Raw genomic sequence first — 15,458 nt, 5'->3', positions numbered from 1 at the left:
TTAGAATTTGGTCAACTAGCTTGTGAAAATTGTTTTTCTTAATAGCATTAAATGTTGAATCTTTGTTGCTTTTAGTACATGCGAATGAAAAGGGGGGATTTAAAGCTAGTTTGACTTAACCGTGGTCTTATTTCGGCCACTGTTTTTACTTTTGTATAGTGCTTCATCAGCTAACCCGATGATATTTTCGATTGTCGTGGTTTTTGTTGCATTCATAACCGCTACGCCGATACTTATCGAAACAAAATCACCCAAGTCGGAAGACTGATGCGGCAATGCTTTATCTGCAATACTTAGCCGTATAGCCTCTGCTCTTTCCTTTGCTTCATTGTGAGAAGTTTTAGGCATTATTAAGGCAAATTCTTCGCCTCCATATCGAGCGACTATCTCGGTATTTTTTTTACAGTGAGCTTTAAGGATACTAGCGACCATCTTGATGCAATCGTCACCTGCTAAATGTCCATATGTATCATTGTATCGCTTGAAATAGTCAATATCACATATCATTAAAACGAGGGTTTCCTTACTTTTCTGATGGTTCAGCAATTCTTGACTTAATACGGTATCAAAATAACGACGGTTAAATATTTGAGTAAGACCGTCTATATTTGATAGCCACTCTAGTTTTTGATTAGCCTCTTTTAATTTGATGGTTCTTTCTTTAACCTTACTCTCTAAACGTTGAGTATAATTTGCCCTCATTGAACTTTCTTTTTGTTTAGCTTTGTATAGAATGGCAAGGACTAGAATAAACAAAGAAACAAAAATATTAAGAAGAACGGATTGATACTTCTCTAGGAATTTTTCGGGGCGGTTTATTATGATACTGTCTTTTGGAAGCTCATTAATATTGACATTGTTTCTTGTCAAAAAATGATAATCAAACATGTACTCACTTGCGCCGTCTAATATTATATCAATGTTATCTATAGGCTCCCCTTTTAAAAATTGCAGAGCTTGCTTGGCTGCGGTTGCTCCTTGTAAGAAGCCTGCCGTGATCTTTCCACCTACAATACCTTTGTTGAGATAAAAATCCCAAGATCCATAAATCGGAACGTTTGTATATTTAACGATCATTTCAATTCCTTCAGTATAAGAAATGAAATTGTTATCACTATCTCTATTAAATGTGAGTATATATATCAAATCGTTTTCATTAAGTTCGCTGACCAATTTTGGAATATCTTTCAGCAAAAAATCACTCATGAAGTTGAATTGAAATATATATTTGTAATGCTTAATAACGGCATCGAATTCTTCTCGTATGATTCGACCTGTGGGGGTTCTATCTAAAATGACGGTGATGTTTTTTTGTCAGGGTGTAGTTTGTGCATTATATCTAATGTGGAAAAATGATCGGTGGTTTCTACGATACCTGTCACCTGATCTAGTTCACTGATTAAAGAATCGTCATAATTATTGATCCCGCAAAATACAATTGGTGGGCTTCCTAAAAATGTTATCTGCCTGCTGTTAAGGAGCTTAAGTGCGTTGTTGTCTACAGCAATGACTATTTCATACTTTTCCTGTGAATTTTTTGTACTAATGAACGAAGCACTTTGTTGAAGATAGGCATTTCCTGCATTTCGCTTACTATCAAGATATTCGTAATAGACTTCGTATTGAGAGCGTAATGGAGAAAAAATATCTTCTATGCCACGGCTAACATTGTCGGTCCATTCTAACCCTTGATGGTAAGAGTGTAAGACCAGTATCTTCTTTTTTCGTTCGGCTTGGCTTTTTTGTATAGAGAACAATGTAATCAGCAGTATCAATAATAGATATTTAAAGTACTTCATTTAGCAGTCCTGATAGTCTTTATTTATTAGAACAGACTCGATCTACAATTGGTCTAATTGGTTGTTTGAGATACTTAATCTTAGGACAGCATCGCTACTGTCTGTTTGATCTAGCTTGCAATAACCTAAGAAACTGAATGGAGAATTGAAGGAATGTTAGTAAAAGGATGGAGAGAGAGGACACCTCTTAGCTGAAGAGATTAAATTGAAATGCAAAATTGAGGTACATGTCCAGTGTTGCCGTGTAGCACAGATTAAGCTTGCTATTAGCTATTCGAGCTAAGACATTGATTAGGTTTCTTCACAATTCCCCCACAATAAATGCGTACACTTCTGCTCCATTTATGAGTTTTATCGTCTATTTGAAGGTGTTGTAATGAATTTGTTTGACCCGAAGGATGTACAACATCATTTGGAAATAATCGATGGTGAGTGGGTTGGGCATTACGGTGATTACATACTAAAAAGTGTGTTTCAGCCGATTTGGAATAAATCGCTGTCAGAAATTTATGGTTACGAAGGTTTAACGAGAGTATCAAAAGGTACTAAAAGCATCGATCCGACTCATTTTTTTACTTTATTTGCAGATGCTACTGAGATAACTAATGTGGGTATTATTTGCGCGAGCATACATGTAAGGAATTACAGTAATGCGTATTTAAAGAAGAAGTTGTTCATTAACGTCCATCCTACGATGTTTGCCCAAATTTCGGGTGACCAGTACTCTATATCTAAGGTGTTTGAAAGGCTCGCGTCAGTGGGAATAGATTGTAACCAAATGGTGTGGGAAATTACTGAATTCGAAGAGAACGATACTAAAAAGTTGCTCTCTGGTCTGTCTGATTTTAAAGAGTTTGGTAATCAAATTGCGGTTGATGATTTCGGTAATAAAGAATCAAATCATAAGAGAGTCAATCTACTTAATCCTGATATCGTGAAAATCGACAGAGCGTTAGTGAGAGAATATTGCCAAGGCGTCAACAGCACGTATTTACCACAGTTATTGAATAAGCTTCATCAAAACGGACGACAAACAGTATTAGAAGGAATTGAAACCGAACTTGAATATTCAATGTTGGAGTCTTTGTCATTTGATTTTATTCAAGGATATTATTCGGGTAGGCCTTATCGGTTACGTAGAGAAACCAAGTAGTGGGAAATTAAGATATAACCTTTGGAATAGGAACCATATGGTTTCTAATTAATGAATTTTTTACTGTATTTAGTGTAAATGTAATTTGGCTAAATTTTATAGGGAGCTATATAAGCATGATGCGTACTTTCAACAACCTTACAATAAGATCTAAAATGATCGTCCTGATTACCCTCCTTTTAACATTAGTTGTTGCCGTTGGTGGTTTTGGCTATAAGCAAATGCAGCAGATCAGTAACGAACTACAAAGTATCATTGATGAAGATATTCCCCTTACGGAGATCACGACAGATATTGCAAATAAACAGCTTCAGGGGGCTTTATTGCTTGAAAAATCCTTTCGCGGTGCTGGTCTCACTGGGAATCAAAGTCGTAGTGAAGTGGTCGAACTATTTTCTCAATTTAAAGCACTTAGTTTCGATATTGATAGTCAACTTATTGAGGCTGAAAAAATATTACGCGATGTGTCTTCGACAGCGAATGCCGATAACCTTGAGAATCAAACAGCTGAATTAAATCAATCCATAGTTTTGTTAAAGCGCGAACATCTAGAGTATGAAAACTTAGCACAATTATTAATCGATAATATAGAGAAAGGAGATATTAATAGCGCAGAACAAAGGTTACCCACTTTAGAGCAGCAACAAGATAGGCTTAATGGTCAGTTAAAAACCTTTTTGATGAAAATTGAAAGCTTAACGGAGCACGCATTACTCAAAACAGAGGAACATGAGGTAACGGCTATTCGTGGGATTGTGGTCATTGGTGTGATAGGTATTATTATTGGAATTTTATTAGGCGGATTTTTTACTCGAACATTAACTACTTCGTTGCGCATAGCCGTTGAAGCATCGAATCAAATGGCGGACGGAGATCTCAATATTAATTTGCATAGTAATGTAAAGGATGAAACCGGCATTTTACTTAATGCAATGAACCGCATGGCCCAAAAGCTTCAACATACGATTAATCAGGTGCTTCTTTCTTCTAATCACCTTGCGTCTGTTGCTGAAGAATTGGCAGTGGCTACTGAGCAAACTAATCAGGCCATTAATGCTCAGCAACTAGAGACCGAACATGTTGCTTCAGCAATGACAGAAATGGCGACGACAGTAGAACAAATCGCTGGAAGCGCTATCCACGCAGTATCCGTTACCAGTAACGCAAATGATCAAGTTGCCATTGGCAACCAAGTTGTAACATCGAATCAAAATGAGATCAGTACACTAGTTGAACAAATACAGACAGCGGCAACTCAAATTCAATCCGTGAGTGAAGAAAGTAACGCCATTGGTTCGTTTGTTACTAATATTACTGAAATTGCCGATCAGACGAATTTATTAGCATTGAATGCCGCAATAGAGGCTGCGCGAGCGGGTGAGCAAGGGCGAGGTTTCGCGGTGGTAGCGGATGAAGTAAGAAATCTGGCTCAACGCACTCAAGGAGCGACGTCGGAAATTCATCGATTAATAGATAAGTTACAAGCGAAAGCGTCTTACGCTGTGGATGCTATAGAACAGAGCCAAAATATGGTTATTAGCAGTGCATCGAATGCTGAAACAGCAAGTCTGTCACTTTCTGAAATTCATAATTCGGTCGAAGTGATCAGCGGTATGAATATAGAAATCGCAACAGTCTGTGAACAGCAATCAGTCGCAGCGGAAGAGATAAACCAAAGTATGAGTAATATTAGTCATGCTGGTCAGGAAGTTCTGGGGGGTCTTCGAATACGGCACGTTCTAGCGAAGAACTGGTGACTTTGGCTTCGGAGCTACGTAGACTGATGCAGCAGTTTAAGATTGCAGTGCAAGTTTAACGGCAAGCACTAATAAGTAATACTATGAGACGGGGGGTGGTATTATGAAGTCGCTAGGGAAATTATTCTTCTTTTGTGGAAAAATGGGGGCTGGGAAGTCGACGAAATCGTTAGTTACTGCGGCTGAAAATAACGCTGTATGTATTTCGGAAGATGAATGGTTGGAGGCTCACTACCCAAATCAAATAGAGACTTTCGAAGACTATTTGAGGCTATCTCGTCAAATAAAACCCTTTGTTAAGACGCATGTTCAAAACATTTTGAATTCTGGTACTAATGTTGTTATGGATTTTCCAGCTAATACAATAGGTCAAAGAGCATGGTTTATTCTGCTCTGTTCAGAGATAGGTTGTAGACATGAAGTTACTTACCTTGATGTAAATGATGAACTGTGTCTTTTTCAAATAGCTAAGCGTCGTATAGTACAGCCCGAACGTGCTCTATTTGATACCGAGGCGATGTTTACTCAAGTGACCAAGTTTTTCGAACCTCCTACCGCAGAAGAAAACCTTAATATCGTGCATATTGTAAGACATAAATATGATATTGGTTGAGTATTCTAGCTAGCCAGAAATGTGATGCCGATGTTAACTTGAATGTAATTGCGTTATGTAATCGCCCAATCTATTATGCTCCATATCGCATTTTCGAAAAAACACCTCTATAACACCCCTTATCAATCACGGAATACACCATTCAGTGGTTGCAAAATTTTTCTATGGACATATAATCATACAATAACACATTCGAACATTATTGGGAGTTGGATATGACTAAACCAGTCATTGGTTTTATTGGCCTTGGCCTTATGGGTGGCAACATGGTTGAGAACCTACAGAACAGAGGCTACGAGCTGAATGTTATGGACCTTAACAAAGAAGCTGTTGCAGCTTGTGTTGCTCGCGGTGCTAAAGAAGCAACTTCAGCAAAAGAATTGGCTGAAGCTAGCGACATCGTAATGCTTTGTCTTACCACTTCTGCTGTTGTTGAAAAGCTAATGTATTCTGAAGATGGCATCTTAGCTGGCATCAAAGAAGGCGCTGTTTTAGTTGATTTCGGTACTTCGATTCCTGCTTCTACTCGCAAAATTGGTGCAGACCTTGCTGAGAAAGGCGCTGGTATGATCGATGCTCCTCTTGGTCGTACTCCTGCTCACGCTAAAGATGGTTTGCTTAATATCATGGCAGCTGGTGACATCGAGACGTTTAACAAAGTTAAACCAGTACTTGAAGAGCAAGGCGAGAACGTATTCCACTTGGGTACACTTGGTGCAGGACACACAACTAAGCTTGTTAATAACTTCATGGGTATGACAACTGTTTGTGCTATGTCTCAAGCTTTCGCAGTAGCAGACCGTGCTGGTGTTGATCGTCAGCAACTATTCGACATCATGTCGACTGGTCCATCTAACTCGCCATTCATGCAGTTCTGTAAAAACTACACTGTTGACGGCGTGAGCGACTTGGGCTTCTCTATTGCAAACGCAAACAAAGATCTTGGATACTTCCTACAAATGGTTGAAGACCTAGGTACGCAATCTAAGATTGCTGAAGGTTCTTCTGCTAACCTACAAGCGGCACTTGATGCTGGCATGGGTAACGGTAACGTTCCAGAAATCTTCGATTACTTCCTTAAACTAGAGAAGTAATTCGAATATAACCATACTGCGTTGTTGGGCCTAATAGGCTGTTATAACGTAGTATGGTTTTTTTCTTTATAACGATATTTAATTACCTACAACAATCGTAGACAAAAGCTCTCTCACGACTTGTTCCTCTCATATGATCGTCTATCCAAATAATGCCTCCTATGTCTACGTCAATTAGTTTTGCATTTAGTACAGCTAGAGACTCATCACAGCTTAAAATATTACGCTCAATAAAGTCTGGCTCTATTTCAGGATGTTTGGCTATGAATGGTATGACATCTTTAATGGCGCTAAATAGAAAGCGCCAGTTTAGGTAAGGGGACATAGATAGATTCAGCGATATCAGAGAGCAGAAAATCGTATGTGTTGAAGATGACAAGAGAAGCATCTGTCGACATTTTATAAAGTTGTTCTCTGGTGAATTCGAGTTCGTCAGAATTGGATAAGTCTTCTAATTGCTTACAAAGTAGCGAGCAGGCGGGTGAAGCTATCGCCAAAGGACTGATCAGTGAGAGCTGATTAAGTCGAGTGATCATCGATTTAGCATGTGGTTTTAGATTCGTAAGCCCATCTTTTTCATTAACATCTTGAATGGCAATTCTAAATTTAGTCAATGATTCCAAGCTATCATTTATCTGATGCCAACTTAGATTATAGTCATCTCCCAATTCAGTTCGTTGGGATTCAACTAACCATGCTAAAACAACTTCATCAATCAGAAATACGCAATGCCTAATGATCCTACCATGACTCATTTGATTCTGGCTGATGGTCATATGTTCCCATTCGTTAATCAATTTGGATAATTTTGAAAATAGTATTCGATAGATCGGCTTATTATCAAAATGTGCTTTGCCAATAAGTATCTTCATCGTTGTATACATTTTTTCTTCTAGTATAAGAATTTCATGACTTTTAGGGTTGCCATAGTAAAGAAGATAATGGCTTGCACTGCGATGTTGTCGACATAAAGTGACTAGGTTTCTTAAATCAGTAACGAGGTCATATTTTTGCTGGAAACTCGCTTTACGCTTAGAAGACGCGTAAAGCATGATGAAACAGACAGCAAGCGATAATAGAATAGCGATGAATACAAACATATAGACTCCTTACTTTATTCTAGCTATTAAATCGTTAGCAGGGATAATGCCATTTATTAAACCCATTAAATTCAAATGGTTAATTATTGTTTTTTCAGGCATTAAGAATAAAGTGGTGCGAGACGCACCTAGATGGTGAGACAAGGTCTGAGCGTGTACAGATAAGGCTTGTACCGTTTAGCCAGCTAGCTTTTAGCCTTTTTAATGTTCTACGATCTGAATAGCCTCCAACAAGGAGGCTATTTTTATAAACGATAACAAAACGATTTGTTATCTATTTTCTTATTCATACTCAGAAGAATACGTTTCTGAATAGGAATGTGAATAAAGCTCAAAAAGGTTTCCAAATGGGTCTTCTAAATAAACCATTTTGTAAGGTCGGTTAGCATCTTCAGGGTGGTATCTCATGATATCCATTCTGACTTTTCCGCCATATTGTTCAACCTTCTCAATAACCCCTTCGAAGTCATCAGTTTCTAAACAGTAGTGGAAAATGCCAATTTTAGTAAAGTCGACATTGTGTCTGTCTTCTCTGTCTTTCATTTCAAACAGTTCGAAACCGATGCCATCATTTGTTACTAGGTGTGCGATGTTAAATCCTTTAAAGCCTTCTCCAAATACGGCAATACACATTGCTCCGATTGCGGTTTCTTTTTCTTCAATAACTTCAGACTTACCCATTACGATTTCAAGGCCTAATGCTTTAGTATAAAACTCAACAGCTTTATCCATTTCGCCAACCATAATTCCTACATGACTCATCTTCATATTGTTCTCACTTGTTCTATTGTTAGTTGCTTGTCTGTTTCGATGTGGGAAGTATATGACCGGACTGAGATTAGGTAAAATTATCATAAATTATATAAATAATAATATTTTGTAATGATACGTATGAGTTAAAGGTAATAACCTTTTTTAGTTGAATAGTAGGGGAGTAAGCCCAGACATAGAGGGTAAGAGCGAAGAAACGAAGTCTGATTTTTTATACTTAACAAAGAAGATGACAATTCCAATTAACTAGTACAGTAATACTGGCAATCTTTTGCTACGCTTTATCAATATCATAGGGGTTTGATATGAAATTAAGTTTTAATATTGAGGATGCAAGCCAAATATTTGTAGGTGCGTTTGCACTAGCAGTACCTATATCATTTTCAGAAGAAGCATGGCGATTAGGTGAGACGCTTCCAGCCGTCAATTTGCTCATGCTTTTTATTCTTTCGGTCGTTTTTTTAGCGCTGTTTACGTATGAAAGCGTGTTTCAACGAAATGTAAAAACAAGACCATTTATTTTCATATCTCGTATTTTTATCGCTTATTTGATTACCGCCATGGTAGTTGCACTTGTTCTTTTTTGTTTAAATAAGTTACCATTTCTCCTTGAACCAATAGTGGCCATTAAAAGAATTATCGTTATTACCATGCCAGCATCAATGGGAGCAATTGTCGTCGATAGTTTCGACAAAGAATGAAGCCGTTTAAAGCATACAACACTAGGAAACGATAAAAGGTTAGTCTGCGAGTAATAAAAAACGAACCATTTCTAGTTCGTTTTATTATGTTTAGTTGTCAGATAGCTAAAGGCTATTGCTGAATACCTTGCGGTGTTAACTTTATACAATCATGCTAGCGGCATTGCGCATAGCTTCTTTGGTTGAGCATTCCACGACATTTGCATTCGCGAATCTCTGCGAATCTTTGACTTGAATATCGTGGGCAAGAATAACCAGTTTGGCATTCGCCACATCCAGTGGGGTAATACGATTCTGGATGCCATTTTGACCTTGTGTTTCTACTTTGATTTTAATTCCTGCTGCTGCTCCTGCTTTCTCAAGCGCCTTCGCTGCCATGAAAGTATGAGCAACACCTGAAGGGCAACAAGTTACGGCAACTACATCATATTCGCCTTCACCTGCAGCGGGTACTGATATTGGTGCTGCTTGTTGTGATTCATCTTCTTCTGTTTCTGTTGCAACCGGTTTCCATAGACCGACTATAATAGCGGTAGTTAATGAACCTAACGCAATACCTACAACGTACATTGGAATGTTACTTGATACTGGTGCAGTGATTAACCCGCCCCATGGTGCATGTAGTAATACGTCGGTTAGGAAGCCGAAGGTACAGCCAACGATACCACCAATTACAATTGAAGGCAGAACGCGTAATGGATCGTTCGCAGCAAATGGAATCGCACCTTCAGAGATACCGATAGAGCCCATTATCGCAGCTGCTTTCCCTGCTTCTCGTTCTTGTTTTGAGAATTTTTTCTTGAACAAGAATGTTGCTAGTGCCATACCTAATGGTGGTGTACAAATTGCAATACCAACGCCGCCCATTAGCCAAGGTTGTGTGTCTACTTGAGTTTGTGCGAACAAGGTGGCTACTTTATTGATCGGTCCACCCATATCGAACGCTGTCATACCGCCTAGGATAGCACCAAGAACCATTTTAGAAGCGCCAGCCATAGAGGCGAGAAACTCATTCATTGAAGCCATGAAAAACTTAATTGGCTCACCGATGCCCCAAAGAACAATCCCTGCCGATACTAACGTACCGATTAATGGATAAATAAAGTAGGCACCGAGCGCAGTCATGTTTTCTGAAAGGGGAATTTTCTTAAGTTGGAATACAACACCACCTGCTATGAAACCAGCAACAATACAGCCGAGAAACCCCCGCCCATATCAGACATTATACCAGAGGCGATCATCGCTGGCGCAAGAGCGGGTTTATCTGCGATAGAGTATCCGATAAAGCCACCAAGTATGATTGGGAATAGAACAAGGCCTTTTATACCAATGTTAGAAATGTCAGCGAGTAAGCCGTCTGCAGGAACAGCGCCTTTGCCCGATGCCATCACGGCTAGAGCAAGTAAGACCCCACCAGCAACAATGAACGGTAACATGTGAGAGGTACCGAATAGTAAGTGACCCTTTAAGGTCCCCAGTATTTTTTTAAAGTCACTACTGTTAGTAGCTTGAGCTGCTATTGTACTCATAATTATTACACCTTATGAATTGGTTAGAATATTTAGAATGTGTTGTTCATCTTTTGCGTTATGAATTTGTTCAATAAATTCTTCGCCGAACTTTCCGAATAGCTCTTGAAGAACATAAATGTGGTGGTCGGCATTGTTGTCTGGTGATGCGATCATGAAAAACAGAGTTGGTTTGATACCGTCTTCGTCACCGTATTCAATACCTTCGCGTTTAACCCCAATGGCGATTGCCGGTTCTTTTACCGCTTTGCTTTTTGCATGCGGGTAAGCAATACCATCTGTTGAAGTAACGCTTACAAGTTCACGCGCTTCAATGTCTGTTAAAAAGATATCTGTGCTAGTAATTCGGGAGTCTTCGAATAGCATGTTTGCCAACTCTATAAATACATCCTCTTTAGTTGTTGCTTTTAGGTTGTTTGTAATTAGCTTTGTGTTTATTAAATCGATAATCATTTTTTAACTCATTCTGTATTGAGGTCTTAAATTAAATTAGTTCATTCAGGTGGGAACAAAAATAGGAAAAAAAGCCCAGAACTGTATTTTTGTATCGTTGAAACTTAAGTGTGATGAATGTCAATAAAATAGAACTTATGCCTAAATTTCAGATTTCTTAGCCAATGTTCGGTATGTTGAGGGGTGACGCTCCTAATTTTCATATTGATAACAGGTGGTTAATAAAACTTGTCATCGTTTTCTTTAAATAGCGGGGTTGTTCTAATACTAGATAATCCAGTCTTTAACTGGATTTTTGTAACCTTAATGATGGATTGTGATCTGGATGGGTAGAGAAATAATACGGCCTGATGTATACCTGTAATCTCTGCCGTTGTTTATATGGCTTAGGAGTGTGTAACGTGGTTTTTGAGCGTCTTATTTCATCGATTCTTAGTGAACGTGAACCATCGAATAATATTTGGTTTGCGGGTGATTTTCATACCCCGCCAGTATTTAGCTATCAAGTTAACTTTCCTCGATTAGAACTTGTGCTTGATGGCGAATATATTAATGAAATGGAAAATCACGATCGAAAGATAACAAGGGTAACCGCAAGGAAGGGAGATGCGATATTTATTCCAACCAACAGCTGGAATAAACCGGATTGGGATTGCGGGTGTTCGGTATTAAGTATCCTTTTCGGTCGAAGCCAATTAGGCCTTAGTTTTGTAAGTAAGCGTCGAGGTGAAGTCGACTTTGATGATATTCAAAAATACAGTATCCAAACTCGTTCAGGTTTCGCTATAGATAATATCCTTGAAGCGTTGAATTCTCTGGCTCGTGAAAGCAATAAAAAACCGATGGATGAATTATTGCTACAAGCGCTACTCCAATATAGTAAAACTATGTTAGATACACCAGTGGAAGAGCAGATTAACAACCGCGTTAAAGACCTTTATCAAGGGATTTGTATCCATATCCAAGAAAACTTTCACAACCCACTTCATCGTGATTGTATAGCAGAAAAATTTTGTATTTCATCAAATCACCTATCTCGTTTATTTCGACAACAGGGCCACATGACGTTAGCAGAATACATAACGAGAGTGCGTGTTGATAGAGCTAAATTTATACTGAAAAAATACAATTTCAAATTAAGTGAAGTCTCGATGCGTTGTGGTTTCAAAGATGTAAATTATTTTTGTCGCGTATTTAAAAGCCGCACAGGGCGAACGCCAACAGAGTATCGTGGTACTAGTTAACATCCGATATAAGCTAGTCTAGCTTAGATTGTATGGAAGTAGTCTTGAGGATAAGTACATAAGCAGGGCTTGCAAGTCGACACTATTTCGAGTCTGTCGCAGTCGTTCTGTTACCTGTCCATTAAGCAGGTTTCGAGTTAAGTTAGTAGCTGAAACGATTTGGTCTTTAGAAGGCGTTTTGGGGAGTATTAGTGCGATGGCAAGTCTAACACTCCCTATTGTAGAAGACCAATCAATAGGAAGATCTGTAGCGATGACGGCAATAGACATGAGTTCAATATCATTAAACATTACATGTGGTAAAGCGATACCAGGAGATACACATGTGGACGACTGCTCTTCTCGCTTGATTAAGGAGTGTAACAACTCTTCAGAGTTTTGTGGATGAATGAGTTGCGCAAGTCCCTTTAAGCATTCGAGTTTGTTGAGATCAGTTTGTGCCTTCGCATAAAACCACTTGATCTCACAGGGTGGAGAAATCTGCGGCAAGCGACGAACCAAATGAGTTGAAAATTCTTCGTTGATATGTGAACCAATTAAGGCGTAGTGCTCTGCAATAATGTCTTTTATGACGAAACAGGTCAACTCGGCATCAATGCCGATGGCCGTTATTTGGCATAAATCCCCTTTTAATAAACCGACTTGAAGAACCGCTACAGACATTGACAAATCAGCACTGCGGTTTTGCGTAATGTTCACAATTCGAACTGTACTTTTGAACGTTTTGGCTAATCGGCTTAATGGCAGTACAACATGAGCATTACCAGTTGTGTCGTTAACGAAAAAAGTGATTTGGTACTCGTTCATATCGTCGATCAGTTTCGGCAATGGATAATAAAAACTTTTTGTACGTTAAGCAGTACGTCTTCTATAGGGACTTGTATGGTTTCACGTCCTTTGAAGCGAACAGATTGTTCAATCTCAATGTCAGAAACAATAAGAATCTTATCTGCTTGAGCAATATCATGAGGCGTCAGTAGATTCTCAATACCCATAGCGCCTTGGGTCTCTACTTTTATTTTTACGTCGAATTTTGGTGCCTCTTTAATGAGTGCATCAGCTGCCATATAGGTATGTGCGATTCCTGTAGGGCATGCCGTTACCGCTACGATTCTCATCATGATTCCTTGTTGTTGTTTTTACATAGTTTATCACGAGAGTTGATAAAACCTTTGTTCTTGAAGTGTCGTTGGTAGGGTATGCTTCACATACTTTATTTATTGCTACAATAATCCAGTTAATGCACTTTGCGTCCTATATATAGAGTCAATTGGAATGGTTAATCTATGCTGTAGGCGGAGCATTTCAACGTAGATAAGAGCAAAAAATATGGATATTACTGATTTTGTGGAGCCAAGACTCATCTGTTTAAATCTGAAAGGACAGACAAAAGACGCGGTGTTTATAGAACTCGTTGAAATACTAAATTCTGCGGGAAAGCTAGACGATGATCAGCAGTTTTTAGCTGATATTTGGAAACGTGAAAAGATAGGAAATACAGGTTTTGAAGAGGGGATAGCTATTCCTCATGCTAAAAGTACTGCTGTGATACAACCTGCCGTTGTGGTTGGTATAAGTCGCAACGGAGTTGACTACGGTGCAGAAGGTGGCGAATTGTCATCGGTATTCTTTATGTTAGCTTCGCCAAATGGTGATGATTATCAACATATCGAAGTCCTTGCACAAGTGTCTACTAAACTTATTGAAGATGGATTTGTCGCTGAACTAAAAGCGGTTAAAACCGCAGAACAAGCGTACGCCTTACTGACAGACATCCAACCTCACTCCACACAACAACCTATCTCTTCGCTACCTTCGTTTCAGCCTGAACTATTGAGTCCTTGGCAAAAAAAGTTAGCGCGTTTAAAAGAGCATCTTCTGTTTGGAACATCTCACATGATTCCTTTCATCGTTGCGGGTGGGGTATTGCTTTCACTATCTGTTATGTTCTCGGGTCAGGGAGCGGTTCCAAATGATGGTGCGCTGGCCGATATTGCAAAAATGGGTATAGCTGGGTTGACCCTTTTTACGACAGTATTAGGTGGATACATCGCATATTCCATTGCCGACAAGCCGGGTTTAGCCCCTGGGATGATTGGTTCTTGGATAGCCGTGAGTCAATACGGTACGGGTTTTTTAGGTGCCATTGTCGTTGGTTTTTTCTCTGGTTTTGTTATTTATATGCTAAAAAAAATACGTTTACCAGATAGCATGAGTTCATTAGGTAGTATCTTTATCTACCCCTTAGTAGGAACTTTTGTTACTTGTGCTGTTGTCATGTGGGTTGTTGGTGCTCCTATAGCCAATGCAATGATGACAATGAACGAGTGGTTAGCTGGAATTGCAGGTTCAGGTAAGGTATTGCTGGGTGCTGTATTGGGTGCAATGACGGCATTTGATATGGGTGGACCAATTAATAAAGTAGCCACTTTGTTTGCTCAAACGCAGGTAAATACTCAACCTTGGTTGATGGGTGGGGTAGGTATCGCTATATGCACGCCTCCACTTGGAATGGCACTTGCGACCTTTATTTCCCCAAAGAAATTTAAAAGGGATGAGCGCGAAGCGGGGAAAGCTGCGGGAATCATGGGGATGATTGGCATCAGCGAGGGTGCTATTCCTTTCGCTGCTTCGGATCCTGCTAGAGTACTTCCAGCGGTTATCGCAGGTGGTATCGTAGGAAATGTGATCGGTTTTGTGTTTCATACAATTAATCATGCCCCGTGGGGAGGTTTGATTGTACTTCCTGTTGTGGACGGAAAACTTGGCTATATTGTCGGGATAATTGCAGGTGCTATGACAACGGCGCTTGTTGTTTTACTACTAAAAAAAGAGTTACGGAAGATAACGATGAAACACAGTGGTTGACGACTTATCAACCTGTTGAAGGAGAAGGAGAAGCAGATATATTGGCGGTGACATCGTGTCCTTCAGGTGTCGCTCATACCTTTTTGGCTGCCAAGTCATTAGAGAAAGCCGCTCATAGTCTGGGTGTTAAAATTAAGATCGAAACACAGGGAGCCAACGGAATTATCGATAGAATTACGCCAAAAGACATTGAGAAAGCAAAGTTTGTTATCTTTGCCCATGATGTTGCAATTAAAGACCCTGAACGATTTAATAACATTAAGTGCCTTGATGTAGGAACAAAAGATGCGATGTATAATGCTGAGGCACTAATTCAGTGGCAGCCATAGTTATCGATTAACTGAGCAGTTATCTAATAGAGTCATAAAATTCTTTT

At 39.2% G+C, this 15,458-nt stretch carries 15 protein-coding genes and 1 pseudogene; 8 read left to right on the top strand and 8 right to left on the bottom strand.

The genetic code is table 11. From position 1 onward, the window contains the following. Positions 1-105: 105 nt before the first annotated feature. A complete protein-coding gene (locus PGX00_RS12590) occupies positions 106-1,194 on the bottom strand; it encodes a diguanylate cyclase domain-containing protein (RefSeq protein ID WP_272136931.1) in 1,089 nt (362 codons plus the stop codon). A gap of 95 nt (positions 1,195-1,289) precedes the next feature. After that, a complete protein-coding gene (locus tag PGX00_RS12585; RefSeq protein ID WP_272136929.1) occupies positions 1,290-1,799 on the bottom strand; it encodes a hypothetical protein in 510 nt (169 codons plus the stop codon). A 376-nt stretch (positions 1,800-2,175) separates the two neighbouring features. Here PGX00_RS12585 and PGX00_RS12580 point away from each other — a divergent pair, with 376 nt between their 5' ends. The 4 genes from PGX00_RS12580 to PGX00_RS12565 all read left to right on the top strand — a co-directional run bounded on the left by PGX00_RS12580 (position 2,176) and on the right by PGX00_RS12565 (position 6,416). Next, entirely contained in the window at positions 2,176-2,952 is a 777-nt protein-coding gene (locus PGX00_RS12580; protein ID WP_272136927.1) for an EAL domain-containing protein, read from the top strand. Between the two features lie 116 nt (positions 2,953-3,068). Further along, positions 3,069-4,709: a methyl-accepting chemotaxis protein gene (locus PGX00_RS12575; protein WP_322107864.1), complete on the top strand. Its 1,641-nt coding sequence runs from the start codon at positions 3,069-3,071 to the stop codon at positions 4,707-4,709. Between the two features lie 103 nt (positions 4,710-4,812). Beyond that, positions 4,813-5,322, top strand: coding sequence for an AAA family ATPase (locus tag PGX00_RS12570; RefSeq protein ID WP_272136925.1), 510 nt, complete (start codon positions 4,813-4,815; stop codon positions 5,320-5,322). Between the two features lie 215 nt (positions 5,323-5,537). Then, a complete protein-coding gene (locus PGX00_RS12565) occupies positions 5,538-6,416 on the top strand; it encodes an NAD(P)-dependent oxidoreductase (RefSeq protein ID WP_272136922.1) in 879 nt (292 codons plus the stop codon). Positions 6,417-6,706: 290 nt separating this feature from the next. Here the strand turns inward: PGX00_RS12565 and PGX00_RS12560 are convergent, their stop codons facing one another. Both PGX00_RS12560 and PGX00_RS12555 read right to left on the bottom strand, forming a co-directional pair. Then, positions 6,707-7,516 carry a hypothetical protein gene (locus tag PGX00_RS12560; protein WP_272136920.1) on the bottom strand — a complete coding sequence of 270 codons (810 nt, stop codon included), beginning with the start codon at positions 7,514-7,516 and terminating at the stop codon, positions 6,707-6,709. A gap of 282 nt (positions 7,517-7,798) precedes the next feature. Next, the gene (locus PGX00_RS12555) at positions 7,799-8,284 is read right to left on the bottom strand and encodes a VOC family protein (RefSeq protein WP_272136919.1); all 486 of its coding nucleotides are present in this window, start codon (positions 8,282-8,284) and stop codon (positions 7,799-7,801) included. A gap of 308 nt (positions 8,285-8,592) precedes the next feature. On the opposite strand from PGX00_RS12555, the gene PGX00_RS12550 reads away from it, so the two are divergent. Beyond that, a complete protein-coding gene (locus PGX00_RS12550; protein WP_272136917.1) occupies positions 8,593-8,988 on the top strand; it encodes a DUF2391 family protein in 396 nt (131 codons plus the stop codon). 141 nt (positions 8,989-9,129) lie between these two features. On the opposite strand, the pseudogene PGX00_RS12545 reads toward PGX00_RS12550, so the two are convergent. Both PGX00_RS12545 and PGX00_RS12540 read right to left on the bottom strand, forming a co-directional pair. Continuing rightward, positions 9,130-10,517, bottom strand: a pseudogene (locus PGX00_RS12545) (fructose-specific PTS transporter subunit EIIC). A gap of 12 nt (positions 10,518-10,529) precedes the next feature. Continuing rightward, positions 10,530-10,970 carry a PTS sugar transporter subunit IIA gene (locus PGX00_RS12540; protein ID WP_272136915.1) on the bottom strand — a complete coding sequence of 147 codons (441 nt, stop codon included), beginning with the start codon at positions 10,968-10,970 and terminating at the stop codon, positions 10,530-10,532. Positions 10,971-11,371: 401 nt separating this feature from the next. On the opposite strand from PGX00_RS12540, the gene PGX00_RS12535 reads away from it, so the two are divergent. Next, on the top strand, positions 11,372-12,214 hold the full coding sequence (locus tag PGX00_RS12535) for a helix-turn-helix transcriptional regulator (RefSeq protein WP_272136913.1): 843 nt from the start codon (positions 11,372-11,374) through the stop codon (positions 12,212-12,214). Positions 12,215-12,232: 18 nt separating this feature from the next. On the opposite strand, the gene PGX00_RS12530 is transcribed toward PGX00_RS12535, so the two are convergent. Next, a complete protein-coding gene (locus PGX00_RS12530) occupies positions 12,233-13,021 on the bottom strand; it encodes a PTS sugar transporter subunit IIA (RefSeq protein ID WP_272136911.1) in 789 nt (262 codons plus the stop codon). A gap of 8 nt (positions 13,022-13,029) precedes the next feature. Then, entirely contained in the window at positions 13,030-13,332 is a 303-nt protein-coding gene (locus PGX00_RS12525; RefSeq protein ID WP_272136909.1) for a PTS fructose transporter subunit IIB, read from the bottom strand. A gap of 211 nt (positions 13,333-13,543) precedes the next feature. Between PGX00_RS12525 and PGX00_RS12520 the strand changes: the two genes are divergently transcribed. Both PGX00_RS12520 and PGX00_RS22945 read left to right on the top strand, forming a co-directional pair. Further along, complete coding sequence (locus tag PGX00_RS12520) at positions 13,544-15,082, top strand: PTS fructose transporter subunit IIABC (protein ID WP_407702358.1); 1,539 nt, start codon at positions 13,544-13,546, stop codon at positions 15,080-15,082. Beyond that, positions 15,079-15,411, top strand: coding sequence for a PTS fructose transporter subunit IIB (locus PGX00_RS22945; RefSeq protein ID WP_407702357.1), 333 nt, complete (start codon positions 15,079-15,081; stop codon positions 15,409-15,411). Before PGX00_RS12520 ends, PGX00_RS22945 begins: the two co-directional genes overlap by 4 nt. The last annotated feature ends 47 nt before the right edge of the window (positions 15,412-15,458 follow it).

The sequence above is a fragment of the Vibrio algarum genome (assembly GCF_028204155.1).
Classification (GTDB): domain Bacteria; phylum Pseudomonadota; class Gammaproteobacteria; order Enterobacterales; family Vibrionaceae; genus Vibrio; species Vibrio algarum.
Note: the sequence above shows the minus strand (reverse complement) of the source record. Positions and strands in the feature narration are given on the sequence as shown.

Coding starts and splice junctions, on each gene's coding strand:
- PGX00_RS12585 (WP_272136929.1), bottom strand. CDS start 1,799: ATGAAGTACTTTAAATATCTATTATTGATACTGCTGATTACATTGTTC.
- PGX00_RS12580 (WP_272136927.1), top strand. CDS start 2,176: ATGAATTTGTTTGACCCGAAGGATGTACAACATCATTTGGAAATAATC.
- PGX00_RS12575 (WP_322107864.1), top strand. CDS start 3,069: ATGATGCGTACTTTCAACAACCTTACAATAAGATCTAAAATGATCGTC.
- PGX00_RS12570 (WP_272136925.1), top strand. CDS start 4,813: ATGAAGTCGCTAGGGAAATTATTCTTCTTTTGTGGAAAAATGGGGGCT.
- PGX00_RS12565 (WP_272136922.1), top strand. CDS start 5,538: ATGACTAAACCAGTCATTGGTTTTATTGGCCTTGGCCTTATGGGTGGC.
- PGX00_RS12560 (WP_272136920.1), bottom strand. CDS start 7,516: ATGTTTGTATTCATCGCTATTCTATTATCGCTTGCTGTCTGTTTCATC.
- PGX00_RS12555 (WP_272136919.1), bottom strand. CDS start 8,284: ATGAAGATGAGTCATGTAGGAATTATGGTTGGCGAAATGGATAAAGCT.
- PGX00_RS12550 (WP_272136917.1), top strand. CDS start 8,593: ATGAAATTAAGTTTTAATATTGAGGATGCAAGCCAAATATTTGTAGGT.
- PGX00_RS12540 (WP_272136915.1), bottom strand. CDS start 10,970: ATGATTATCGATTTAATAAACACAAAGCTAATTACAAACAACCTAAAA.
- PGX00_RS12530 (WP_272136911.1), bottom strand. CDS start 13,021: ATGAACGAGTACCAAATCACTTTTTTCGTTAACGACACAACTGGTAAT.
- PGX00_RS12525 (WP_272136909.1), bottom strand. CDS start 13,332: ATGAGAATCGTAGCGGTAACGGCATGCCCTACAGGAATCGCACATACC.
- PGX00_RS12520 (WP_407702358.1), top strand. CDS start 13,544: ATGGATATTACTGATTTTGTGGAGCCAAGACTCATCTGTTTAAATCTG.